We start from the raw sequence: 16,904 nt of genomic DNA on the forward strand, positions 1-16,904 counted from the left end.
GGGCGCCGGGTGTGCCGAGATTCAGGTCAGGCCGAGCCGAAAATGGTAGGTTCCGAGAACCGGAGCGGAGCGTACTTTTGGGTACATGAGCACCGGAAGCGGAGGAAACCGCCATTTGCAGGCCGACCTCACCTGAATATCGACACAGCCTAGATCACTGCGGCGACACCGTGCAGGATCGGCTGCAGGCGCACCAGGCCGATATCCTCGCGTTCGAAGCGGCTGCCGACCTTGGTAAGCTTGGCCAGCACCTGCTCGCCCTCGTCGGGTCCGATCGGCGCGATGACGATGCCGCCGCTCGACAATTGATCGAGGAGAAAGCGCGGCAGGCTGTCGAAGGCCGCCCAGGCAACGATGCGGTCGAACGGCGCTTCGTTGGCCAGTCCGTTGGAACCGTCCGCCTGACGCACGATGACATTGCCGATCGCGAGTGCCTCAAGGCGCTGCCGGGCCTGTTCGGCCAGCGTCTTGTAACGGTCGATGGTGACGATCCGCGCGGCAAGCCGCGACATCACCGCCGCCGTGTAGCCCGACCCGGTGCCGATCTCGAGCACGCGGTTGCCCGGCTCGATCGCAAGTGCCGCGATCACCGCCGCCTGCAGGTCGGCGCCTTCGATGGCCTCGCCGCATTCGATCGGCAGCATACGGTCCGACCAGGCTATGGAGTGAAAATGCGGAGACAGAAAGCCGCGCCGCGGCGTCGCCTCAAAGGCGGCGATCAGCGCCTTCGGCACCGTGCCCCTGCCGCGCAGGCGAAGCAGGAAGGCAGCGAAACCTTCGCGCTCGTCGACCGTTGCAGCGTGGTTTGAGTTCATGCGAGCGCCTTGGCCAGTTGATCGCGGATTTCATGCGCGGTGAGATCGAGCTGCAGCGGCGTCACCGACACCAGCCGATTGCGCAAGGCATGGAGGTCGGTGCCTTGCTTGCCCTCGACCGGCTCGCGGCCGAAGCGCAGCCAGTAGTAAGGCAAGCCGCGCCCGTCGCGCCGCTCGTCGACCCACAGGCTGTGGACCAGCTTGCCCTGCGAAGTAACCACAGTTCCGGCGATCTCTTCCGGCGTACAATTCGGAAAATTGACGTTGAGCAGCACGCCGTCCGGCAACGGCATGGCGACGAGCTTTTCGAGCAGCGCCGGCGCCAGCGCTTCGGCGGTCTCGTAGGGAACGACGCGGTCCTCGCCGACATAGGAATAGGCCTGGCTGATGGCGATCGAGCGCACGCCGAGCAGCGCGCCTTCCATGGCGCCGGCGACCGTGCCCGAATAGGTGACGTCGTCGGCGATGTTGGCCCCGGAATTGACGCCGGACAGGATCAGGTCAGGCGCTTCGGGCAGGATCTTCTTCACGCCCATGATGACGCAGTCGGTCGGCGTGCCGCGCACCGCAAAGTGCTTTTCGCCGATTTTCCTGAGCCGCAGCGGCTCCGAGATCGACAGCGAATGCGCATAGCCGGACTGATCCTGTTCCGGTGCCACCACCCAGACGTCGTCCGACAGCGTGTGCGCGATGCGTTCGAGTGATGCAAGGCCCTCGGCATGGATGCCGTCGTCGTTGGTCAGAAGGATGCGCATTATGTCGATTCGATCTTTTCCAGACCGCCCATGTAAGGCCGAAGCGCTTCAGGAATGGTTACGCTGCCGTCCTCGTTCTGGTAATTTTCGATGACGGCAATGAGAGCGCGGCCGACGGCGGTGCCCGAACCGTTCAGCGTGTGGACGAAGCGGTTGCCCTTGCCGTCCTTGTCCTTGTAGCGGGCGTCCATGCGCCGCGCCTGGAAATCGCCGCATACCGAGCACGACGATATCTCGCGATAGGCATTCTGGCCGGGCAGCCAGACCTCGATGTCGTAGGTCTTGCGCGCACCAAAGCCCATGTCGCCGGTGCACAGCGTCACGGTGCGGAACGGCAGGCCGAGCCGCTTCAGCACCTCCTCGGCGCATTCGGTCATGCGCTCATGCTCGGCAACCGAAGTCTCCTGGTCGGTGATCGACACCAGTTCGACCTTGTAGAACTGGTGCTGGCGCAGCATGCCGCGCGTGTCGCGCCCGGCCGAGCCCGCCTCGGAGCGGAAGCACGGCGTCAGCGCCGTATAGCGCAGCGGCAGTTTTTCGTGCGGCGTGATCTCGTCGCGAACGAGATTGGTGAGCGGCACTTCGGCGGTTGGGATCAGGCCAAGCCTGCCGTCCCCGTGCCGAACGAAGAATAAATCCTCCTCGAATTTCGGCAGTTGCCCGGTTCCGAAAAGCACCTCGTCGCGCACCATCAACGGCGGCTGGATCTCTACATAGCCGTGCTCGGTGGTGTGCAGATCCAGCATGAACTGGCCGAGCGCGCGTTCCATCCGCGCCAGGCCGCTTTTGAGTACGGTGAAGCGCGAGCCGGAAAGCCGTGCTGCCCGCTCGAAATCCATCATGCCGAGCGCTTCGCCGATCTCGAAATGCTCCTTCACCCAGTTCGGCCGCGTCGGCACCTCGCCGACGACGCGCTTGACGACGTTGTCGTGCTCGTCCTTGCCGACCGGCACGTCGTCGAACGGCACGTTTGGCAGCACAGCCAACACATCGTTCAGCGCCTTGTCGAGCTCGCGCTCGCGCGCCTCGCCATTCTGGATGAAGGCCTTGATCTCGCCGACCTCGGCCTTCAGCCTTTCGGCAAGAGCGGCGTCGCCCGAGCGCATGGCATTGCCGATCTCCTTCGAGGCGGCGTTGCGGCGTTCTTGTCTGGCCTGCAGCTCGGTCAGATGCTCGCGCCGCGCCTCATCCGCCGCGATCAAGTCGTCGACCGTGGACCGCGCATCCTCAGCCGACCACGAGCGCTTCTGGAGCGCTTCGACAAGGGCCTTCGGGTTGTCGCGAATCCATTTGATGTCAAGCATGGTCTGTTCGTCCTTGAGTAGGCCAGAGGGGGTAAACCGCATCGATGCAAGGCGTCAAGGCAGAGTTCCTTCGCGCCCCCCTCTGTCCTGCCGGACATCTCCCCCACGGGTGGGGAGATCGGCCGTCACTGCGGCTTTCGCCAATCTCCGGCGCTGAAAAAGCAAGCCATCGGCGAAGTTGCCAATCTCCCCCCAAGTGGGGGAGATGTCCGGCAGGACAGAGGGGGGCGCTGTCCCGCCGACCTCAGGCGGCAACACCGGAACTTCAAAAGGAAGAAACAAAAAAACCCGCCCTGAGTGGGCGGGTTTTTGGAGCCAATTGGCACCATAGCCAAATTAGTAGCATAGCTGCCGGCACAAAGCAAGAACAAAGTTGCAGCGGCCGGAAGAAAGATGCTGTCCGCTTCAACCGAACCTACGTCGAAGACGCGTCCGCCGGCTTGTCGGCCACCTCTTCCGTGGCGTCCTGTTTTTCGCGAGCCACACGGTCGCGCTCCTTGCTGCGTTCGATCAGCCGGGCCGACCAGATCGAGACCTCGTAGAGCAGGATCGTCGGAATGGCGAGGCCGATCTGGCTCATCGGGTCGGGCGGCGTCAGCACCGCCGCCACGACGAAGGCGATGACGATGGCCCATTTGCGCTTCTCGGCAAGGGCCGTGGACGACAGCATGCCGACCCGCGTCATCAGGCTTGTCACTACCGGCAACTGGAACACCAGGCCGAAGGAGAAGATCAGCGTCATGATCAGACTGAGATATTCGGACACTTTCGGCAGCAGCGAAATCTGCACCTGGTCATTGGTGCCGGTCTGCTGCATTGCGAGGAAGAACCACATCACCATCGGCGTGAAGAAGAAATAGACCAGCGACGCGCCCATCAGGAACAGGATCGGCGAGGCGATCAGGAACGGCAGGAAGGCATTGCGTTCGTTCTTGTAGAGGCCGGGCGCGATGAATTTGTAGATCTGCGTGGCGATCAGCGGAAAGGCTATGACCATGCCGCCGAACATGGCGAGCTTGACCTGGGTAAAGAAGAATTCCTGTGGCGCCGTATAGATCAGCTCGACCTTGTGCGGGTCGAGCCCAGCCCATTGCGTGGCCCATTTGAACGGAATGACCAGAAGGTTGAACAGCCGCTTGGCGAAAAAGAAGCAGACCAGGAAGGCAACAAAAAAACCGCCGATCGACCAGATCAGGCGCCGGCGCAGCTCGATCAGGTGCTCCATCAGCGGAGCCGACGATTTTTCGATCTCGTCCTTTTCCTTGTCCGAAACGCTCACTTGGCGGCTCCCGCCGTTTTCCTGGCGGCCGGCTTCTTCGCTGCTGACGCCGGCTTCTTCGCTGCTGGCGACTGCGGTTTCGGCTCAGCTTTTGCGGCGGCCTTTGGCGCAGCGGTCTTTGCCGGCTTGGCCGGCGCGGCGGCCGCGGCTTTCGCGGGCGCCGGCTTCTTCCTTGCCGTAGATGCTTTTTGCGGCACTGCCGCCGCAGCCGTTTGCGCCTGCACGGCCGGCGCCACGACGGACTCGTCCGTCATCGCCGGAAAGATCGGCGTGGCCGGCGTCGGCTCCGGCGGGCTGACGCCCGGCATCGTCGTTGCGCCGTTGTTCAGCGGCTCGGCTGCCTGCTCCGTCGAAGCGGCGGCATCGACGGCCGGCTTGGGTTTCATCACGGCGTCGACGCCGGAACGGACGTCGGCGGCGGCCTGTTCGAATGGATTGAGCTGCTTCCTGATCTCGGCTGCCGGATTGAGACTTCTCAGCGAATCGACCGACTTCTTGACGTCGTCGAGTTCGGCTTCCTTCAACGCGTCGTTGAACTGCCGCTGGAAATCGGACGCCATGGCGCGCAGCTTCGCCGTCGTGCGACCGAAGGTGCGCAGCATGTTGGGCAAATCCTTGGGCCCGACGACCACGATCATGACGATCGCGATCACCAGCATCTCGGTCCAGCCGACTTCGAACATGGCTATACGTTCCGACTAAAGTTTGGGCTCAGCCTTTGCTGGCCTTTTCCTTCGGTACCGAAACGGTTTCGTCGGCACGGTGTTCGACGGTACGCTTGTCGTCGGCAGCGTCGTCGTCCGCCATGCCCTTCTTGAAGCTCTTGATGCCCTTGGCCATGTCGCCCATCAGCTCGGGGATCTTGCCGCGGCCGAAGACCAGCAGCACGATCACCAGAACGATCATCCAGTGCCAAATCGAAAATGAACCCATAGCAAATCTCTCTCGAACGGTTTCCCAGACGCTGATCTATGCGCTTTCGGGTTCGGATTCAAACAGAACTGCGACAGAGTTCATGAATGAGTGGCCGAAGTCACGCACTTTCGGCACAGCGGCCCGCTACCAATCGGCGCAGTTCCATCCTGCCTGTGGCTTTAAGATGGCGCTTGGCTCAATCTTCCGTGACGCGCGGCGTCAAAAGGCCGAGTTCCTCGAGGTCGATATCGGTCAGCGGATCCTCGTCGTCGGTGAGCGCATCGGGGTCGGCCGGCGGCAGCGGCACCGAGAAATTCGACGGCATACGGCCGGACAGCAGCCCCGCACCCTTCAATTCCTCCATGCCGGGGAGATCGCGTATCTCCTCCAGTGCGAAATGGTCGAGGAAAATATCGGTCGTGCCATAGGTGACGGGACGGCCGGGCGTGCGGCGCCGGCCGCGCATCCTCACCCATTCGGTCTCCATCAGCGTGTCGAGCGTCCCCTTTGACGTCTCGACGCCGCGGATGTCCTCGATCTCGGCGCGCGTTACCGGCTGGTGGTAGGCGATGATCGCCAGCACTTCGAGGGCAGCGCGGGACAGTTTGCGCTGCTGCACCGTGTCACGGCTCATCAGGAAGGCGAGGTCGCCGGCGGTGCGAAACGCCCACGCATCGCCGACGCGCACCAGATTGACGCCGCGCCGCGCATAGATCTGCTGCAGTTCGGCCATTGCCGCGGCAATGTTGATGCCGTCGGGCAGTCGCGAAGTGAGCTGTTTTTCGCTGACCGGCTCGGCGCTGGCGAATACGATCGCCTCGGCCATCCGTACGGCCTCCGCTATATGCAGCCGCTCGCCAGGATTCCGCGACAAATTTTGCCCCTGATTTTGTGCCGGATTCTCGGCGACCGCGCCTTGCTCGGCGTCGTCCTCGACCTTGAACGGAATGATCGAAGCGTTGGCGCGTTCGCTCATGATGTCACCTCGACTATCTTGATGGCCTGGGCGCGGCCGCGCAGATAAAGCGGCGCGAACACCTGGTCCTGCCGCATTTCCATCTTGCCTTCGCGCACCAGTTCCAGTGTCGCGGCAAACGAGCTGGCAACCGCGGTGCGCCGGTCTTCCGGGCCGGCCAGATATTCGACCAGGAAACTGTCGAGCGCCGTCCAGTCGCGCAGCGACCCGATCAGCCTGGTCAGCACGTCGCGCGCATCCTTGAGCGACCACACGCCGCGCCTGGCAATCGTCACATTGGTGATCGCCTGCTTCTGGCGCTGCTGGGCATAGGCGGTCAACAGGTCATAGAGCGAGGCCGAATAGGCATTGCGCCTCTCGACGATCACCATCTCCGGCATGCCGCGTGCAAACACGTCGCGTCCGAGCCGGTTGCGGTTGACCAGCCGTGCCGCCGCGTCGCGCATCGCCTCCAGCCGCTTCAGCCGGAACTGCAGCACCGCCGCCAGTTCCTCGCCGCTTTCGCCTTCGTCGCCGGGCTGCTTGGGGATCAGGAGCTTCGACTTGAGAAACGCCAGCCACGCTGCCATCACCAGATAGTCGGCGGCAAGCTCCAGCCTGAGCGCCCTCACCTTCTCGACGAATGCCAGATACTGTTCGGCCAGCGCCAGGATCGAGATGCGCGACAGGTCGACCTTCTGATTGCGGGCAAGATGCAGCAGAAGATCGAGCGGACCTTCGAAACCGGCCACATCGACGACCAACGCCGGATCGCCGGTCAGCCGGGAATCGTCGTTCTCGGCCCACAAGCGGTCCATCGGTGCGGCCTTGCCGGCCTTCAGGTCCAATGCTTCCGCCACTTAGCTTCCTTTGATGCTAGGCTACCGCGTCGAAATAACTGGCAAATTCGGCCCGAATCTCGGTCTCGTCCGCAACGTCACGGTTCCTGATATAGGTCAGCGCCCGCTCCGCGCGCTCAAACGACTTGCCTTCAAGGCCGGTCGTTCGCGATGCAATGCCGGCCATCTCCTCGAACACGCCGTTGCAGTGAAGGACCAGATCGCAGCCCGCCGCAAGGATAGCGGCCGCCTTTGACGGGAAATCCCCAGAAAGTGCCTTCATCGAAGTGTCGTCGCTCATCAACAGACCGTCGAAGCCGATTTCGCCGCGGATGATCTTTTCGATGACCTTGCCGGATGTGGTGGCCGGGTTCTTCGGGTCGATCGCGCTATAGACGACATGCGCCGTCATCGCCATCGGTAAATGGTTGAGCTCCCTGAATGGCGCAAAATCATGCCGCTGCAGGTCGCCGATCGAGGCATCGACGGTGGGCAGTTCGAAATGCGTATCGGCGAAGGCCCTTCCATGACCGGGAATATGCTTCATCACCGGCAGCACGCCGCCTGCCATCAGGCCTTCCGCCGCGGCGCGACCCAATTCGATGACGGCGCGCGGCTCCTTGCCATAGGCGCGCGCGCCGATGACGTCGCTGGCGCCCTCGATCGGCACATCGAGCACCGGCAGGCAATCCGCCGTGATGCCGTAGCGCAGCAGGTCGAAGGCATGCAGCCGCGCCATTAGCCATGCGGCACGGGTGCCGGCGTCATGGTCGTCGCGCCACAAGGCGCCGAGTGCACCGGCAGCCGGATAGTTTGGCGCCAGCGGCGGCCGCAGGCGCTGCACGCGGCCGCCCTCCTGGTCGATGAATACCGGCGCGTCCGCACGCCCGACGCAGTCGCGCATGGCGGCGACCAGATCGCGGATCTGCTCGGTCTCGCCGATATTGCGCGCAAACAGGATGAAGCCCCACGGGCATTCGTTGCGGTAGAATCGGATCTCGTCGCGGCTCAGTGATTTCCCGGCGCAGCCGAGGATCATGGATTTTGATTCGGTCATGCGGAACAGTTTAGAGCTTCGCGACGACAAAGGGAATCGCCCGCAATTGCCTCCAAAGGTTTCCGTTCACGCAAAAAAGCCGGCGCGGGCGCCGGCTTTTCGAGGGGCTTTGGTGCCGCTAGTGGGACACGAAGCAATTGCCGCCGGCGGCCTTGTAGCTGGTGCACAGTTTGATCGCCTCGTTGCGAGACTGCGCCGGAACGCGGACGCGGTAGAAGGTGCCCTTGCCGGCAATCTCGGCCTTGACGATGTTGGCGGTGCGGCCGGAAAGCACGCTGCCGTAGCGGCGCTGCAGATCCTGGTAAGTCGCCTGGGCGCTTTCGACTGTCGGCTGCGAAGCGATCTGTATCGACCACGAACCAGCGCCGGCAGCGGCCGGATCGATGGAAGCAACCTGATCGGGCTTGACCTCGCCGACCACGTCGACCGGCTGGTCGGACGGGCGCTGCGGCGCCACCGGAACCGTGGCCGGGGTGGTGGCCGACTGCTTGCTGGCTGACGCCTGGGCCTTGGCTTCAGCCTTTGTGTCGGGCTTGGGCGCCGGCTGCAGCTTGGAGGTTTCGGCCTGATCGCCGCTCGCCTGATCGCCACTCGGCTGGTCGCCAATCTTCGGGTCGCCAATCTTCGGGTCGCTTGTCATTTGGTCGATCAGGGGCACGGTGCCGGTCTGCGCGGCGGCGTCGGCCTGGGCGGCCGGAGCCACGTGCTGCGGCGCCGGATCGGCCGGCTCGGCAGCGGCCATCTGCGGGGCGGCTGGCGCCGGATCCTCGCGCGCCACCAGCGAGCCGTCAGGTTTCACGACCATGGTCCGTACCTTGCGCGGCGCAACGGCGACGGTCTCGGCACCCTTGTCGACCTCCTGCAGAACCTGCGCGATGCGATCCTCGGACTTGGGCGCTGGTGCGGCGGCGGTGTCGGTAGCGCCAGCCGCACTGGCGCCAAGCGCATTGGTGTCAGGCGCGCTGGTGTCAGGCGCGTTGGTGCCAGACGCATTGCTATCGGACGCCTCGGTGCCGGGTGCGTCGATATCGTCTGCGGCATCGGGGTCATTGGGCGAAAGATCGACGACGCGGCTCTCCGGTTCGTTGGCCTTCAGGTCCACAGGCTCTTCGGTATTGGTGACCAGCTTCTGCTGAACCGGCTCGGCGGGCTTGGCGCCCTTGGCCACAGCGTCATAAACCTTGTTGTCCTGGTTCGGCACGACAGTGCCGCCTGGATTTTCCGGCTTGATCTTGATCGGCCTGTTGTCGGCTTTGACGATGACCGGCGCATCGCCGCCGCTCTTGCCGCCGAGGGTCAACGCAAAGGCGCCAAGGCCTCCGGCGATCGCAACGGCGCCGACCACCGCACCTATCAGCAGCCCGCGCCTGCGCGGCTGCCTTTCGGCCTCGCGTTCGGCGAGGCCGGGAACCGACATCTCCTCGTCCAGTTCGGGATCGTAGTCGAGTTCATCGAAGGTGAAATCGTCGGCTTGCGAAACCGGCTGGCCGCCGGGTAATGAGCCCAGATCGAAACCGTCCGCTGCATCCGCATAGGAAGCGGTTGCCGGGCTGACAGGGGCTTCCGCAGGCTTGGTGCCATAGGCGCGCGTCTCGCCGCGATCTTGCTTGTAGCCAGACGCGAAGCCGGCATCGTATTCATCGTCATAGCCAGCACTGCGCACCGGGGCCGGCGCTATATCCGTGGCATTCATTTCGGTGAGAAGGCTGGCAAAATCGGCATCGAGATCGTCGTAGGCGGGCGCCACCGGCTCGTCATCGTCGAAGTTGAGCTCCGGAATGTCGAGATCGTCCGCCAGCGCCACGACGCGCTCGGGCACGTCGACCGTCTCGACATCGGGCATCTCGTCATAGGCGGAAGGCTGTTGATGCGAGGTTGGCGCAGCTTCCATGTAGGTGGGCCGATCTTCATAGGATGACCTATCTTCACGGGATGCCTGGCCTTCATAGGACGGCCTCTCTTCGACCGGTGCGGCCCGATAGGATGGCGTTGCAGCCGGTTGCGGTGGTGGTGCCGGACGCGCCGAAGCCACCGGCTGGCTTGCAAAGGCGGGTTGAGGCTGTGCGACCGGCGTCACGCGGCTCCACGAGCGGGCCGGCTCGGGCGGCGTGGCGCGTGTCGTCAGCCAGTTCAGCGCATCGAGCGGGTCTTCTTCGGCGACAGCTGCCGCACTCTTGTCGGCCGAGTCATGATCCAGGCCGATGTTCCTGGCGAAGTCGGCGTCGAGCGCATCGTTGTCTAAGTCACCCGCAGGTCCGGCAGCGGCTTCAACACCGAAATCCTCGCCTTCAAGCTCATCGAGGAGGACACTGCCAAGATCGGCGTCATCGGCGGCACTGGACTGCTGCGGCTCAGCGGGCTCGTGCTCGTCGAGTTCCCAATCCAGCTCGTCGACAGCATGCACCGGGTCGTTGGCGACGTCTTTGACCGCCGCCATTGGCTGTTCAGCAGCCACTGCTGGCTTCTGAATTACCGGCGCGATGGGCTGCTGAACAGCCATCACGGGCTTCTGGGCAGTCTGCTGGGCAGGCTGCTGGCTTGTCTGAGGTTCGTTGACCGCTTGTGCCGGCCGTGTGCTCATCGCACCCAACAGCGCGTTCAGTTCGTCCTCCAGGCTGCGTTCCTCGGCCACTGGGGCCGTTGGGACGACGGCGGCGGCCTGGGCCGCTGGTTCGGCTGCAACGACCTGCGCTACGGGCTGTTCGGCGTGCTCGGCAGGCGCATCGTCGAAGCTCAGATCGAAATCGTCGTCGAGCGCCGCTTCAGCGGCCGTGCCGGAAAGCCGGGCGGCCTCTGGCTCGTCGATCGACAGCTCTTCGATAAACTCTGGTTCTTCGATTTCGGCAGGCTCGTTCGCACGAACGTCGAAGTCCATGTCGACATCAGCCATGGCATCATCGGCATGGTCGGCAAAATTCTCATCGGCCGCCTCAACCGGCGATACCGGGGCGGCGTTATCGGCCGGCTCCTGCTCGTCAAACATCCGCTCGTCTTCAAGCGAGCTTGCAACCGCGTCGTCGAACTCGTCATCGAATGCAGGCGCGGCGGCTTGCACCGCCGTTTCAGCGGCGACCCCCTGCTCCATCGGCTCATGCTCTTCGAGCATCAGTTCGTCTTCGAGCGAGCTTGCCACGGCGTCGTCGAACTCGTCGTCCAAGGCGGGGTCGAAGGCGGGCTGGTCGACCGGCTCGATCGCCTCGGCTGCGGCCCTAGGTTCGTCCTCGCCGGTCACGCCGTCGTCGAGCCGAAATTCCTGGTCGAGCGAGGCGGCAAGTTCGTCGTCACTCGAAAGGTCGTCCTCGAACGGCGACACGTCTTCGAGCGAGCCGGCGACGGCGTTATCGAACTCTTCATCGAACTCCGGCTCGACAGCGGGAGCGAACGCCCTTTCGGGGCCGGAGGCAATTTCGTCGGCGGCAACAGGAGCGGCCGCAACAGGAGCAACATCATCCACCGCACTGTCGTCGAACGCGAAATCCTGTTCGAATGAGGCAGCAAGCGCGTCCTCCATTTCGTCGGCGGCGGTCGGTTCGGGTGTCGGCTCGCGAAGCTTGGCAGGGGAAGCATTATCATTGGCGTCGGCGCCGAATTCGCCCATCAACTCCTTCTCGAGATCGATCTCGAAATCGCCCTCGTCCACCGACGGTTCGGCGGCAGCGGTTTTCGGCTGGGCCGGCGTTTGCGGTTTGACCGGCTGGCGCGGGTCGAACCCCATGATCCTGGTCAGTTCCGCGAACGGATCATCGTTGGCGATGTCGTTGTGGTCGGCTGCTCTCAGCTGGGTTCTGTCTGCCATTATTGTTCCCGAACTCGCACTCATTCGGACGCCATGGACGTCGCGTAGGGTTGGCCCTTACCAGCGCAATGTGGGCAAAAGGTGACAGGTTTTTTACTCAAACCTAACGCATTTCGGTGGGCGCATTGGCTCCGATCAGCGTCAGGCCGGACGTCAAAACGTCCGAGACAGCCTGCACCAGCCCTAGTCTGGCATACGTCAATTGTCGGTCGTTAACCTTAACAAAACGTAAGTCGGGATTGTCGGTGCCCCGGTTCCAGTGTCCGTGGAAGCTGGAAGCGAGTTCGTAGAGGTAAAATGCCAGCCGATGGGGCTCGAGCGCGAGGGCCGCGGCTTCGATTAGCCGAGGATATTCGGCGAGCTTCCTGATCAGGCCGATCTCACCCTCGTCGGTCAGCAAAGCCACTTCGGCGGCCAGCTGGTTGCGGTCGAACATGGCCTCGCCCAACTGCTCGCTCGCCTGCCGGAACACCGAATGGCAGCGCGCCGAGGCATACTGCACGTAGAATACGGGATTATCCTTCGACTGCTCGGTCACCTTGGCGAAGTCGAAGTCGAGCGGCGCGTCGTTCTTGCGATAGAGCATCATGAAGCGGATCGGGTCGCGGCCGACCTCCTCGACCACTTCGCGCAAGGTCACGAACTCGCCCGACCGCTTCGACATGCGAACCGGCTCGCCGGCGCGAAACAGCCTCACCAGCTGGCAAAGCAGCACGGTAAGCTTGACCTCGTCGCCGGCAATTGCCCGGGCAAGCGCTTCCAGCCGTTTCACATAGCCGCCATGGTCGGCACCAAGCACATAGATCAGATCGACGAAGCCGCGATCGACCTTGTCCTTGAGGTAGGCGACATCGGCGGCGAAATAGGTGAAGGTGCCGTCCGACTTGACCAGCGCCCGATCCATGTCGTCTCCGACTGCGGTCGAGCGGAACAGCGTCTGCTCGCGGTCCTCCCAGTCGTCCGGCTTCTCGCCTTTGGGCGGCGGCAGCTTGCCCTTGTAGATGTGCCCCTTCAGAGTCAGGTCGTTGATCGCCGAGCGGATCTTCTTCGCATTGTTGGCATGCAGCGTCCGCTCGGAGAAGAAGACGTCGTGATGCACGTTGAGCAGCGCCAGATCCTCGCGGATCATCGTCATCATCGCATCGATCGTCCTGTCCTTGACGATGGCAAGCGCCTCCTCGTCCGGCATCTGCAGCAGGGAGCGGCCGAATTCGCTGGCCAGCGCTTGACCAACGGGGATCAGATAGTCGCCTGGATAAAGCCCGGCCGGAATGTCGCCGATCTCATCGCCAAGCGCCTCGCGGTAGCGCAGCATGACCGAGCGTCCGAGCACGTCGATCTGCGAACCGGCATCGTTGATGACATATTCTTTGGTCACGTCGTAACCGGCGAAGGCCATCAGATTGGCGAGCGCGTCGCCGACCACGGCACCCCGGCAATGGCCGACATGCATCGGCCCGGTCGGGTTGGCCGAGACATATTCGACATTGGTTTTCTTGCCGCCGCCGATCGTCGAGCGGCCGTAATTGCGGCCTTCGCCGAGCAGCGCCGTCAGATGCGCCTGCCAGAAGCCGTCCTTGAGCCTGAGATTGACGAAGCCCGGGCCGGCGATCTCGGCGGCCGCGATATCCTCGTCGGCGCGCAGCGCCTCAGCCAGCCTTTCTGCCAGCGCGCGCGGATTCTGGCCGGTCGGCTTGGCCAACACCATGGCAGCGTTGGTCGCGAGGTCGCCATGGCTGGCATCGCGCGGCGGCTCGACAGCGATGCGCGACAGGTCCGGCGACGCGCCATCCTTGTCTTTCAAATCAAGCGCTTCGACGGCCTTTATGATTCGCGCGTTGAAATCGGCGAAGATGTTCATTGCTGTGGCTCTGACGGTTTTGCAGGGGTCCGGCTCGCTGGCCGGCAAAATCGAGCCCGCCCTAGCTCAAATCCGGCGTATGGTCAAACAAACGCCTGTGTTCCTTGAGCGCATAAGTGTCCGTCATGCCGGCCAGGAAATCGGCAACACTGCGCGCCTTGACGCGGTCCTCTGCCCGGTCGAGCCCTTCGCGCCAGCCATCCGGCATGGCGCGCGGATCGGCGAAATAGACGTCGAACAGGTCTCGGACGATCTGGTCGGCCTCGGCGCGCACCCGCATGACGTCCGCGTGCCGGTAGAGATGCTTGTAAAGAAAGGCCTTCAGCTCCTTTTCCGATACGGCCGTCTCGGCGGAGAAGCTCACCATCGTCTCGCCGGCCGCCCTTACCGCTTCGGCGCTGTCAGGCTTGATGCGCGCCAGATTGGCCGTCGTCGAGACGATCACGTCCTCGACCATGATGGTGATCTGCCGGCGCATCAGCTCGTGGCCGGTGCGTACGTCATCGAGCGCCGGATAGCGCTGACGCACGCCCTTGAGGATCGACCCCGGCAGCGAAACGCCCTCCAGCATGTCCAGCGTCAACAGCCCTGCCCTCAAGCCGTCATCGATGTCGTGGGTGTTGTAGGCGATGTCGTCGGCAATCGCCGCGCACTGCGCCTCGATACCGGCGAAGCGGTCGAGCTCGAGGTCGTGCAGTTCGGAATAGTCGCGGATTGCCTGCGGCACCGGCCCCTTCAGCCCTTTGCCCTTGGCATCGGTCAGTGGGCCATTGTGCTTGACCAGCCCCTCCAGCGTTTCCCAGGTGAGGTTCAGCCCATCGAACTCGGCATAGCGCCGCTCCAGCCGCGTCACCACGCGCAGCGACTGCGCATTGTGGTCGAAGCCGCCCCAGGCGGCCATCTTCTCATTCAGCGCGTCCTCGCCGGTATGGCCGAAGGGCGTGTGGCCGAAGTCGTGCACCAGGGCCACCGCCTCGGCCAGGTCCTCGTCGCCGCGCAGTGCCCGCGCCAGAGCGCGTGCGATTTGCGCGACCTCGATCGAATGCGTCAGCCTCGTGCGGTAATGGTCGCCTTCGTGCGCGACGAACACTTGCGTCTTGTGCTTCAGCCGGCGGAACGCCGTCGAATGGATGATGCGGTCGCGGTCGCGCTGGAACGGCGTGCGCGTCGGGCTTTCCACCTCATCGTACAGCCGCCCGCGCGACTTTGCCGGGTCGCTGGCATAGGCCGCGCGCGGCCGATAGCCGAATCCGATGTCGCCCAACTCGTTGGTCATAGCGTATGCCGCAGTTGACTTGCCCCGTCGCGCTTCATACCTATCATACAAAACCGAAAGCAAGGTGACGCCCATGGGCGCTGATGCCAAGACCGCCATGAAAGTCGAGATGACCGACGCCGCCGCCAGGCGGATCGCCAAGATCGTGGCGAGCGAAGCCGGTAAGACGGCGCTGCGCGTTTCGGTCGAGGGCGGCGGCTGTTCCGGCTTTTCCTACAAGTTCGATCTGGTCGACAGGCGCAATGACGACGACGTCGCCATCGAAAAGGACGGCGCCACCGTACTTATCGACGACCTGTCGCTGGTCTATATGGGCGGCTCGGTGATCGATTTCGTCGACGATCTGATGGGCCAGTCGTTCCAGATCAGAAACCCCAATGCGGTCGCCTCCTGCGGCTGCGGCACCAGCTTCTCGATCTAGAAATGCCCGACATCGGCGCGGTCCGTCAGGTCGCGCTTTCCGCCGGGCGCGACCTCGATGCGACGCTGGCGTTCTGGCGCGAGGTGCTCGGCATGAACCTGCATGCGCGTTTCGATCCGCCGGGCATCGCCTTTATCATGGCCGGTGACGTGCGCCTGCTTTTCACCGACGGCCTGCCTGCCGGCACCGTCTATCTCGACATATCGGGCCTCGACGAGTTCCACGCTTCGGCAAGGGCCGCCGGTGTTCCCTTCACCGCGCCGCCGGCGCTCGTCCATTGCGACACCGAAGGCCTGTTCGGCCAGGCGGGGGAAAGCGAATGGATGGCCTTCCTAAAGGACCCGGCAGGCAATACGATCGGCCTTGTCGAACGTCATCCACCGGATCGCTAGTCTCCGGACCACCAGCCTATCGAGGCCGTCATGAAAATCGTCACCTGGAACATCAACGGCGTTCGCGCCCGCATCGGCAACTTGACCCATTGGCTGACGGAAAGCGCGCCCGACATCGCCTGCCTGCAGGAGATCAAGACGGTCGACGAGCAGTTTCCCCGCGCCGAGATCGAGGCGCTCGGCTACAATGTCGAGACTTACGGCCAAAAAGGCTTCAACGGCGTCGCCATCCTGTCGAAGCTGCGTTTCGACGAGGTCAATCGCGGCTTGCCGGGCGACGATGCCGACGAGCAGGCGCGTTTCATCGAGGGCGTGTTCTCGACCGACAAGGGCGCCTTGCGCGTTGCCTCGATCTATCTGCCGAACGGCAACCCGATCGACGACGAGAAAAAGTTCTCCTACAAGCTTTCCTGGATGGCGCGACTTGAGCGCTGGGCCGAGGAGCGGCTTGCTCTGGAAGAGCCGCTGGTCCTGGCCGGCGACTACAATGTCATTCCCGAGCCGATCGACGCGAAGTATCCGGAAAACTGGCTAAGCGATGCACTGTTCCAGCCCGCGACGCGGCAAGCGTTCCGGCGGCTGAAGAATCTCGGCTTCACCGAAGCCGTGCGTGCCGTCACCGACGCCCCGGACATTTTTACGTTCTGGGACTATCAGGCCGGCGCCTGGCAGAAGAACAACGGCATCCGCATCGACCACCTGCTTCTGTCGCCCGAAGCCGCCAACTGGTTTTCCTCGGCTTCGATCGAAAAACAGGTGCGCGCCTGGGAAAAACCCTCCGACCACGTGCCGGTGGCGATCGATCTGGCGCTGCAGCCGGCCTGACCGGAGCTGCTGTCCGGCGGCACATTGATAAGTTGACCTCTTATCGCCACAAATCGCGCGCTTGATGAGAAATCATCATGGTGGCTGGGGTTCCCATGACTACTCGATTTGCACTCTGCCCGATCGGCTGCGCGCTTGCGATGGCGGTGGCGACGCCGGCTTTTGCCGATGCAGAGTGCCTGGCTAACGGCAAATCATTCCAGATCGGCCGGGTCGCCTGCCTGACGCTTGCCGGCCAAAGCTACCTCGCCCGTTGCGAGATGGAGCTCAACAACACGTCCCGGACAAAGCAGCGGGATGGCTGCCCGGAGAACACGCTGGCCCCACATCTGCAGGGCACGCCGATCTCAACACCGGCGCCCAGCGGCATGCCGGCGGAACCGACCGACAATTGATCTAAAAACGGAAATTCTG

General features: G+C 63.5%; 16 protein-coding genes. 4 read left to right on the forward strand and 12 right to left on the reverse strand.

The annotated features are described in order from the left end of the window. Positions 1–149: 149 nt before the first annotated feature. The 12 genes from NKH80_RS12605 to NKH80_RS12660 all read right to left on the reverse strand — a co-directional run bounded on the left by NKH80_RS12605 (position 150) and on the right by NKH80_RS12660 (position 14,852). Complete coding sequence (locus NKH80_RS12605) at positions 150–815, reverse strand: protein-L-isoaspartate(D-aspartate) O-methyltransferase (protein WP_352479785.1); 666 nt, start codon at positions 813–815, stop codon at positions 150–152. Then, a complete protein-coding gene (surE, locus tag NKH80_RS12610; protein WP_352505850.1) occupies positions 812–1,570 on the reverse strand; it encodes a 5'/3'-nucleotidase SurE in 759 nt (252 codons plus the stop codon). The genes NKH80_RS12605 and surE overlap by 4 nt, the downstream gene beginning before the upstream one ends. Next, positions 1,570–2,874, reverse strand: a complete 1,305-nt coding sequence (serS, locus tag NKH80_RS12615; RefSeq protein ID WP_352505849.1) for a serine--tRNA ligase — start codon at positions 2,872–2,874, stop codon at positions 1,570–1,572. Before serS ends, surE begins: the two co-directional genes overlap by 1 nt. A gap of 415 nt (positions 2,875–3,289) precedes the next feature. After that, positions 3,290–4,153 (reverse strand): twin-arginine translocase subunit TatC, encoded by an 864-nt coding sequence (gene tatC, locus NKH80_RS12620; protein ID WP_254818322.1) that lies wholly within the window; start codon positions 4,151–4,153, stop codon positions 3,290–3,292. Continuing rightward, the gene (gene tatB, locus NKH80_RS12625) at positions 4,150–4,836 is read right to left on the reverse strand and encodes a Sec-independent protein translocase protein TatB (protein ID WP_352505848.1); all 687 of its coding nucleotides are present in this window, start codon (positions 4,834–4,836) and stop codon (positions 4,150–4,152) included. Before tatB ends, tatC begins: the two co-directional genes overlap by 4 nt. Before the next feature lie 28 nt (positions 4,837–4,864). Next, on the reverse strand, positions 4,865–5,086 hold the full coding sequence (locus NKH80_RS12630) for a twin-arginine translocase TatA/TatE family subunit (RefSeq protein ID WP_352505846.1): 222 nt from the start codon (positions 5,084–5,086) through the stop codon (positions 4,865–4,867). Positions 5,087–5,264: 178 nt separating this feature from the next. After that, positions 5,265–6,044 carry an SMC-Scp complex subunit ScpB gene (gene scpB, locus NKH80_RS12635; protein WP_352689947.1) on the reverse strand — a complete coding sequence of 260 codons (780 nt, stop codon included), beginning with the start codon at positions 6,042–6,044 and terminating at the stop codon, positions 5,265–5,267. Further along, entirely contained in the window at positions 6,041–6,841 is an 801-nt protein-coding gene (locus NKH80_RS12640) for a segregation and condensation protein A (RefSeq protein WP_352689972.1), read from the reverse strand. Before NKH80_RS12640 ends, scpB begins: the two co-directional genes overlap by 4 nt. 58 nt (positions 6,842–6,899) lie before the next feature. Continuing rightward, entirely contained in the window at positions 6,900–7,919 is a 1,020-nt protein-coding gene (nagZ, locus tag NKH80_RS12645; RefSeq protein ID WP_352505845.1) for a beta-N-acetylhexosaminidase, read from the reverse strand. Between the two features lie 118 nt (positions 7,920–8,037). Next, entirely contained in the window at positions 8,038–11,715 is a 3,678-nt protein-coding gene (locus tag NKH80_RS12650) for an SPOR domain-containing protein (protein WP_352689946.1), read from the reverse strand. Between the two features lie 103 nt (positions 11,716–11,818). Then, positions 11,819–13,576 carry an arginine--tRNA ligase gene (argS, locus tag NKH80_RS12655; RefSeq protein ID WP_254818316.1) on the reverse strand — a complete coding sequence of 586 codons (1,758 nt, stop codon included), beginning with the start codon at positions 13,574–13,576 and terminating at the stop codon, positions 11,819–11,821. A gap of 61 nt (positions 13,577–13,637) precedes the next feature. Continuing rightward, positions 13,638–14,852, reverse strand: a complete 1,215-nt coding sequence (locus NKH80_RS12660; RefSeq protein ID WP_352991800.1) for a deoxyguanosinetriphosphate triphosphohydrolase — start codon at positions 14,850–14,852, stop codon at positions 13,638–13,640. Positions 14,853–14,925: 73 nt separating this feature from the next. On the opposite strand from NKH80_RS12660, the gene erpA reads away from it, so the two are divergent. The 4 genes from erpA (at position 14,926) to NKH80_RS12680 (ending at position 16,885) form a co-directional block, all read left to right on the forward strand. Beyond that, on the forward strand, positions 14,926–15,273 hold the full coding sequence (erpA, locus tag NKH80_RS12665) for an iron-sulfur cluster insertion protein ErpA (protein ID WP_254818314.1): 348 nt from the start codon (positions 14,926–14,928) through the stop codon (positions 15,271–15,273). A gap of 2 nt (positions 15,274–15,275) precedes the next feature. Beyond that, complete coding sequence (locus NKH80_RS12670; protein ID WP_352815681.1) at positions 15,276–15,665, forward strand: VOC family protein; 390 nt, start codon at positions 15,276–15,278, stop codon at positions 15,663–15,665. Between the two features lie 30 nt (positions 15,666–15,695). Beyond that, complete coding sequence (gene xth, locus NKH80_RS12675; protein ID WP_023678937.1) at positions 15,696–16,490, forward strand: exodeoxyribonuclease III; 795 nt, start codon at positions 15,696–15,698, stop codon at positions 16,488–16,490. Between the two features lie 77 nt (positions 16,491–16,567). Further along, positions 16,568–16,885: a hypothetical protein gene (locus tag NKH80_RS12680; RefSeq protein ID WP_352991802.1), complete on the forward strand. Its 318-nt coding sequence runs from the start codon at positions 16,568–16,570 to the stop codon at positions 16,883–16,885. Positions 16,886–16,904 lie beyond the last annotated feature (19 nt).

Origin of the sequence: Mesorhizobium sp. M0904 (assembly GCF_040319475.1) — a bacterium.
Lineage (GTDB): Bacteria > Pseudomonadota > Alphaproteobacteria > Rhizobiales > Rhizobiaceae > Mesorhizobium.

Bases quoted from the DNA above. Each gene is read 5' to 3' on its own strand.
- NKH80_RS12605 (WP_352479785.1), bottom strand. From the start codon at position 815: ATGAACTCAAACCACGCTGCAACGGTCGACGAGCGCGAAGGTTTCGCT.
- surE (WP_352505850.1), bottom strand. From the start codon at position 1,570: ATGCGCATCCTTCTGACCAACGACGACGGCATCCATGCCGAGGGCCTT.
- serS (WP_352505849.1), bottom strand. From the start codon at position 2,874: ATGCTTGACATCAAATGGATTCGCGACAACCCGAAGGCCCTTGTCGAA.
- tatB (WP_352505848.1), bottom strand. From the start codon at position 4,836: ATGTTCGAAGTCGGCTGGACCGAGATGCTGGTGATCGCGATCGTCATG.
- NKH80_RS12630 (WP_352505846.1), bottom strand. From the start codon at position 5,086: ATGGGTTCATTTTCGATTTGGCACTGGATGATCGTTCTGGTGATCGTG.
- scpB (WP_352689947.1), bottom strand. From the start codon at position 6,044: ATGAGCGAACGCGCCAACGCTTCGATCATTCCGTTCAAGGTCGAGGAC.
- NKH80_RS12640 (WP_352689972.1), bottom strand. From the start codon at position 6,841: ATGGACCGCTTGTGGGCCGAGAACGACGATTCCCGGCTGACCGGCGAT.
- nagZ (WP_352505845.1), bottom strand. From the start codon at position 7,919: ATGACCGAATCAAAATCCATGATCCTCGGCTGCGCCGGGAAATCACTG.
- NKH80_RS12650 (WP_352689946.1), bottom strand. From the start codon at position 11,715: ATGGCAGACAGAACCCAGCTGAGAGCAGCCGACCACAACGACATCGCC.
- argS (WP_254818316.1), bottom strand. From the start codon at position 13,576: ATGAACATCTTCGCCGATTTCAACGCGCGAATCATAAAGGCCGTCGAA.
- NKH80_RS12660 (WP_352991800.1), bottom strand. From the start codon at position 14,852: ATGACCAACGAGTTGGGCGACATCGGATTCGGCTATCGGCCGCGCGCG.
- erpA (WP_254818314.1), top strand. From the start codon at position 14,926: ATGGGCGCTGATGCCAAGACCGCCATGAAAGTCGAGATGACCGACGCC.
- NKH80_RS12670 (WP_352815681.1), top strand. From the start codon at position 15,276: ATGCCCGACATCGGCGCGGTCCGTCAGGTCGCGCTTTCCGCCGGGCGC.
- xth (WP_023678937.1), top strand. From the start codon at position 15,696: ATGAAAATCGTCACCTGGAACATCAACGGCGTTCGCGCCCGCATCGGC.
- NKH80_RS12680 (WP_352991802.1), top strand. From the start codon at position 16,568: ATGGTGGCTGGGGTTCCCATGACTACTCGATTTGCACTCTGCCCGATC.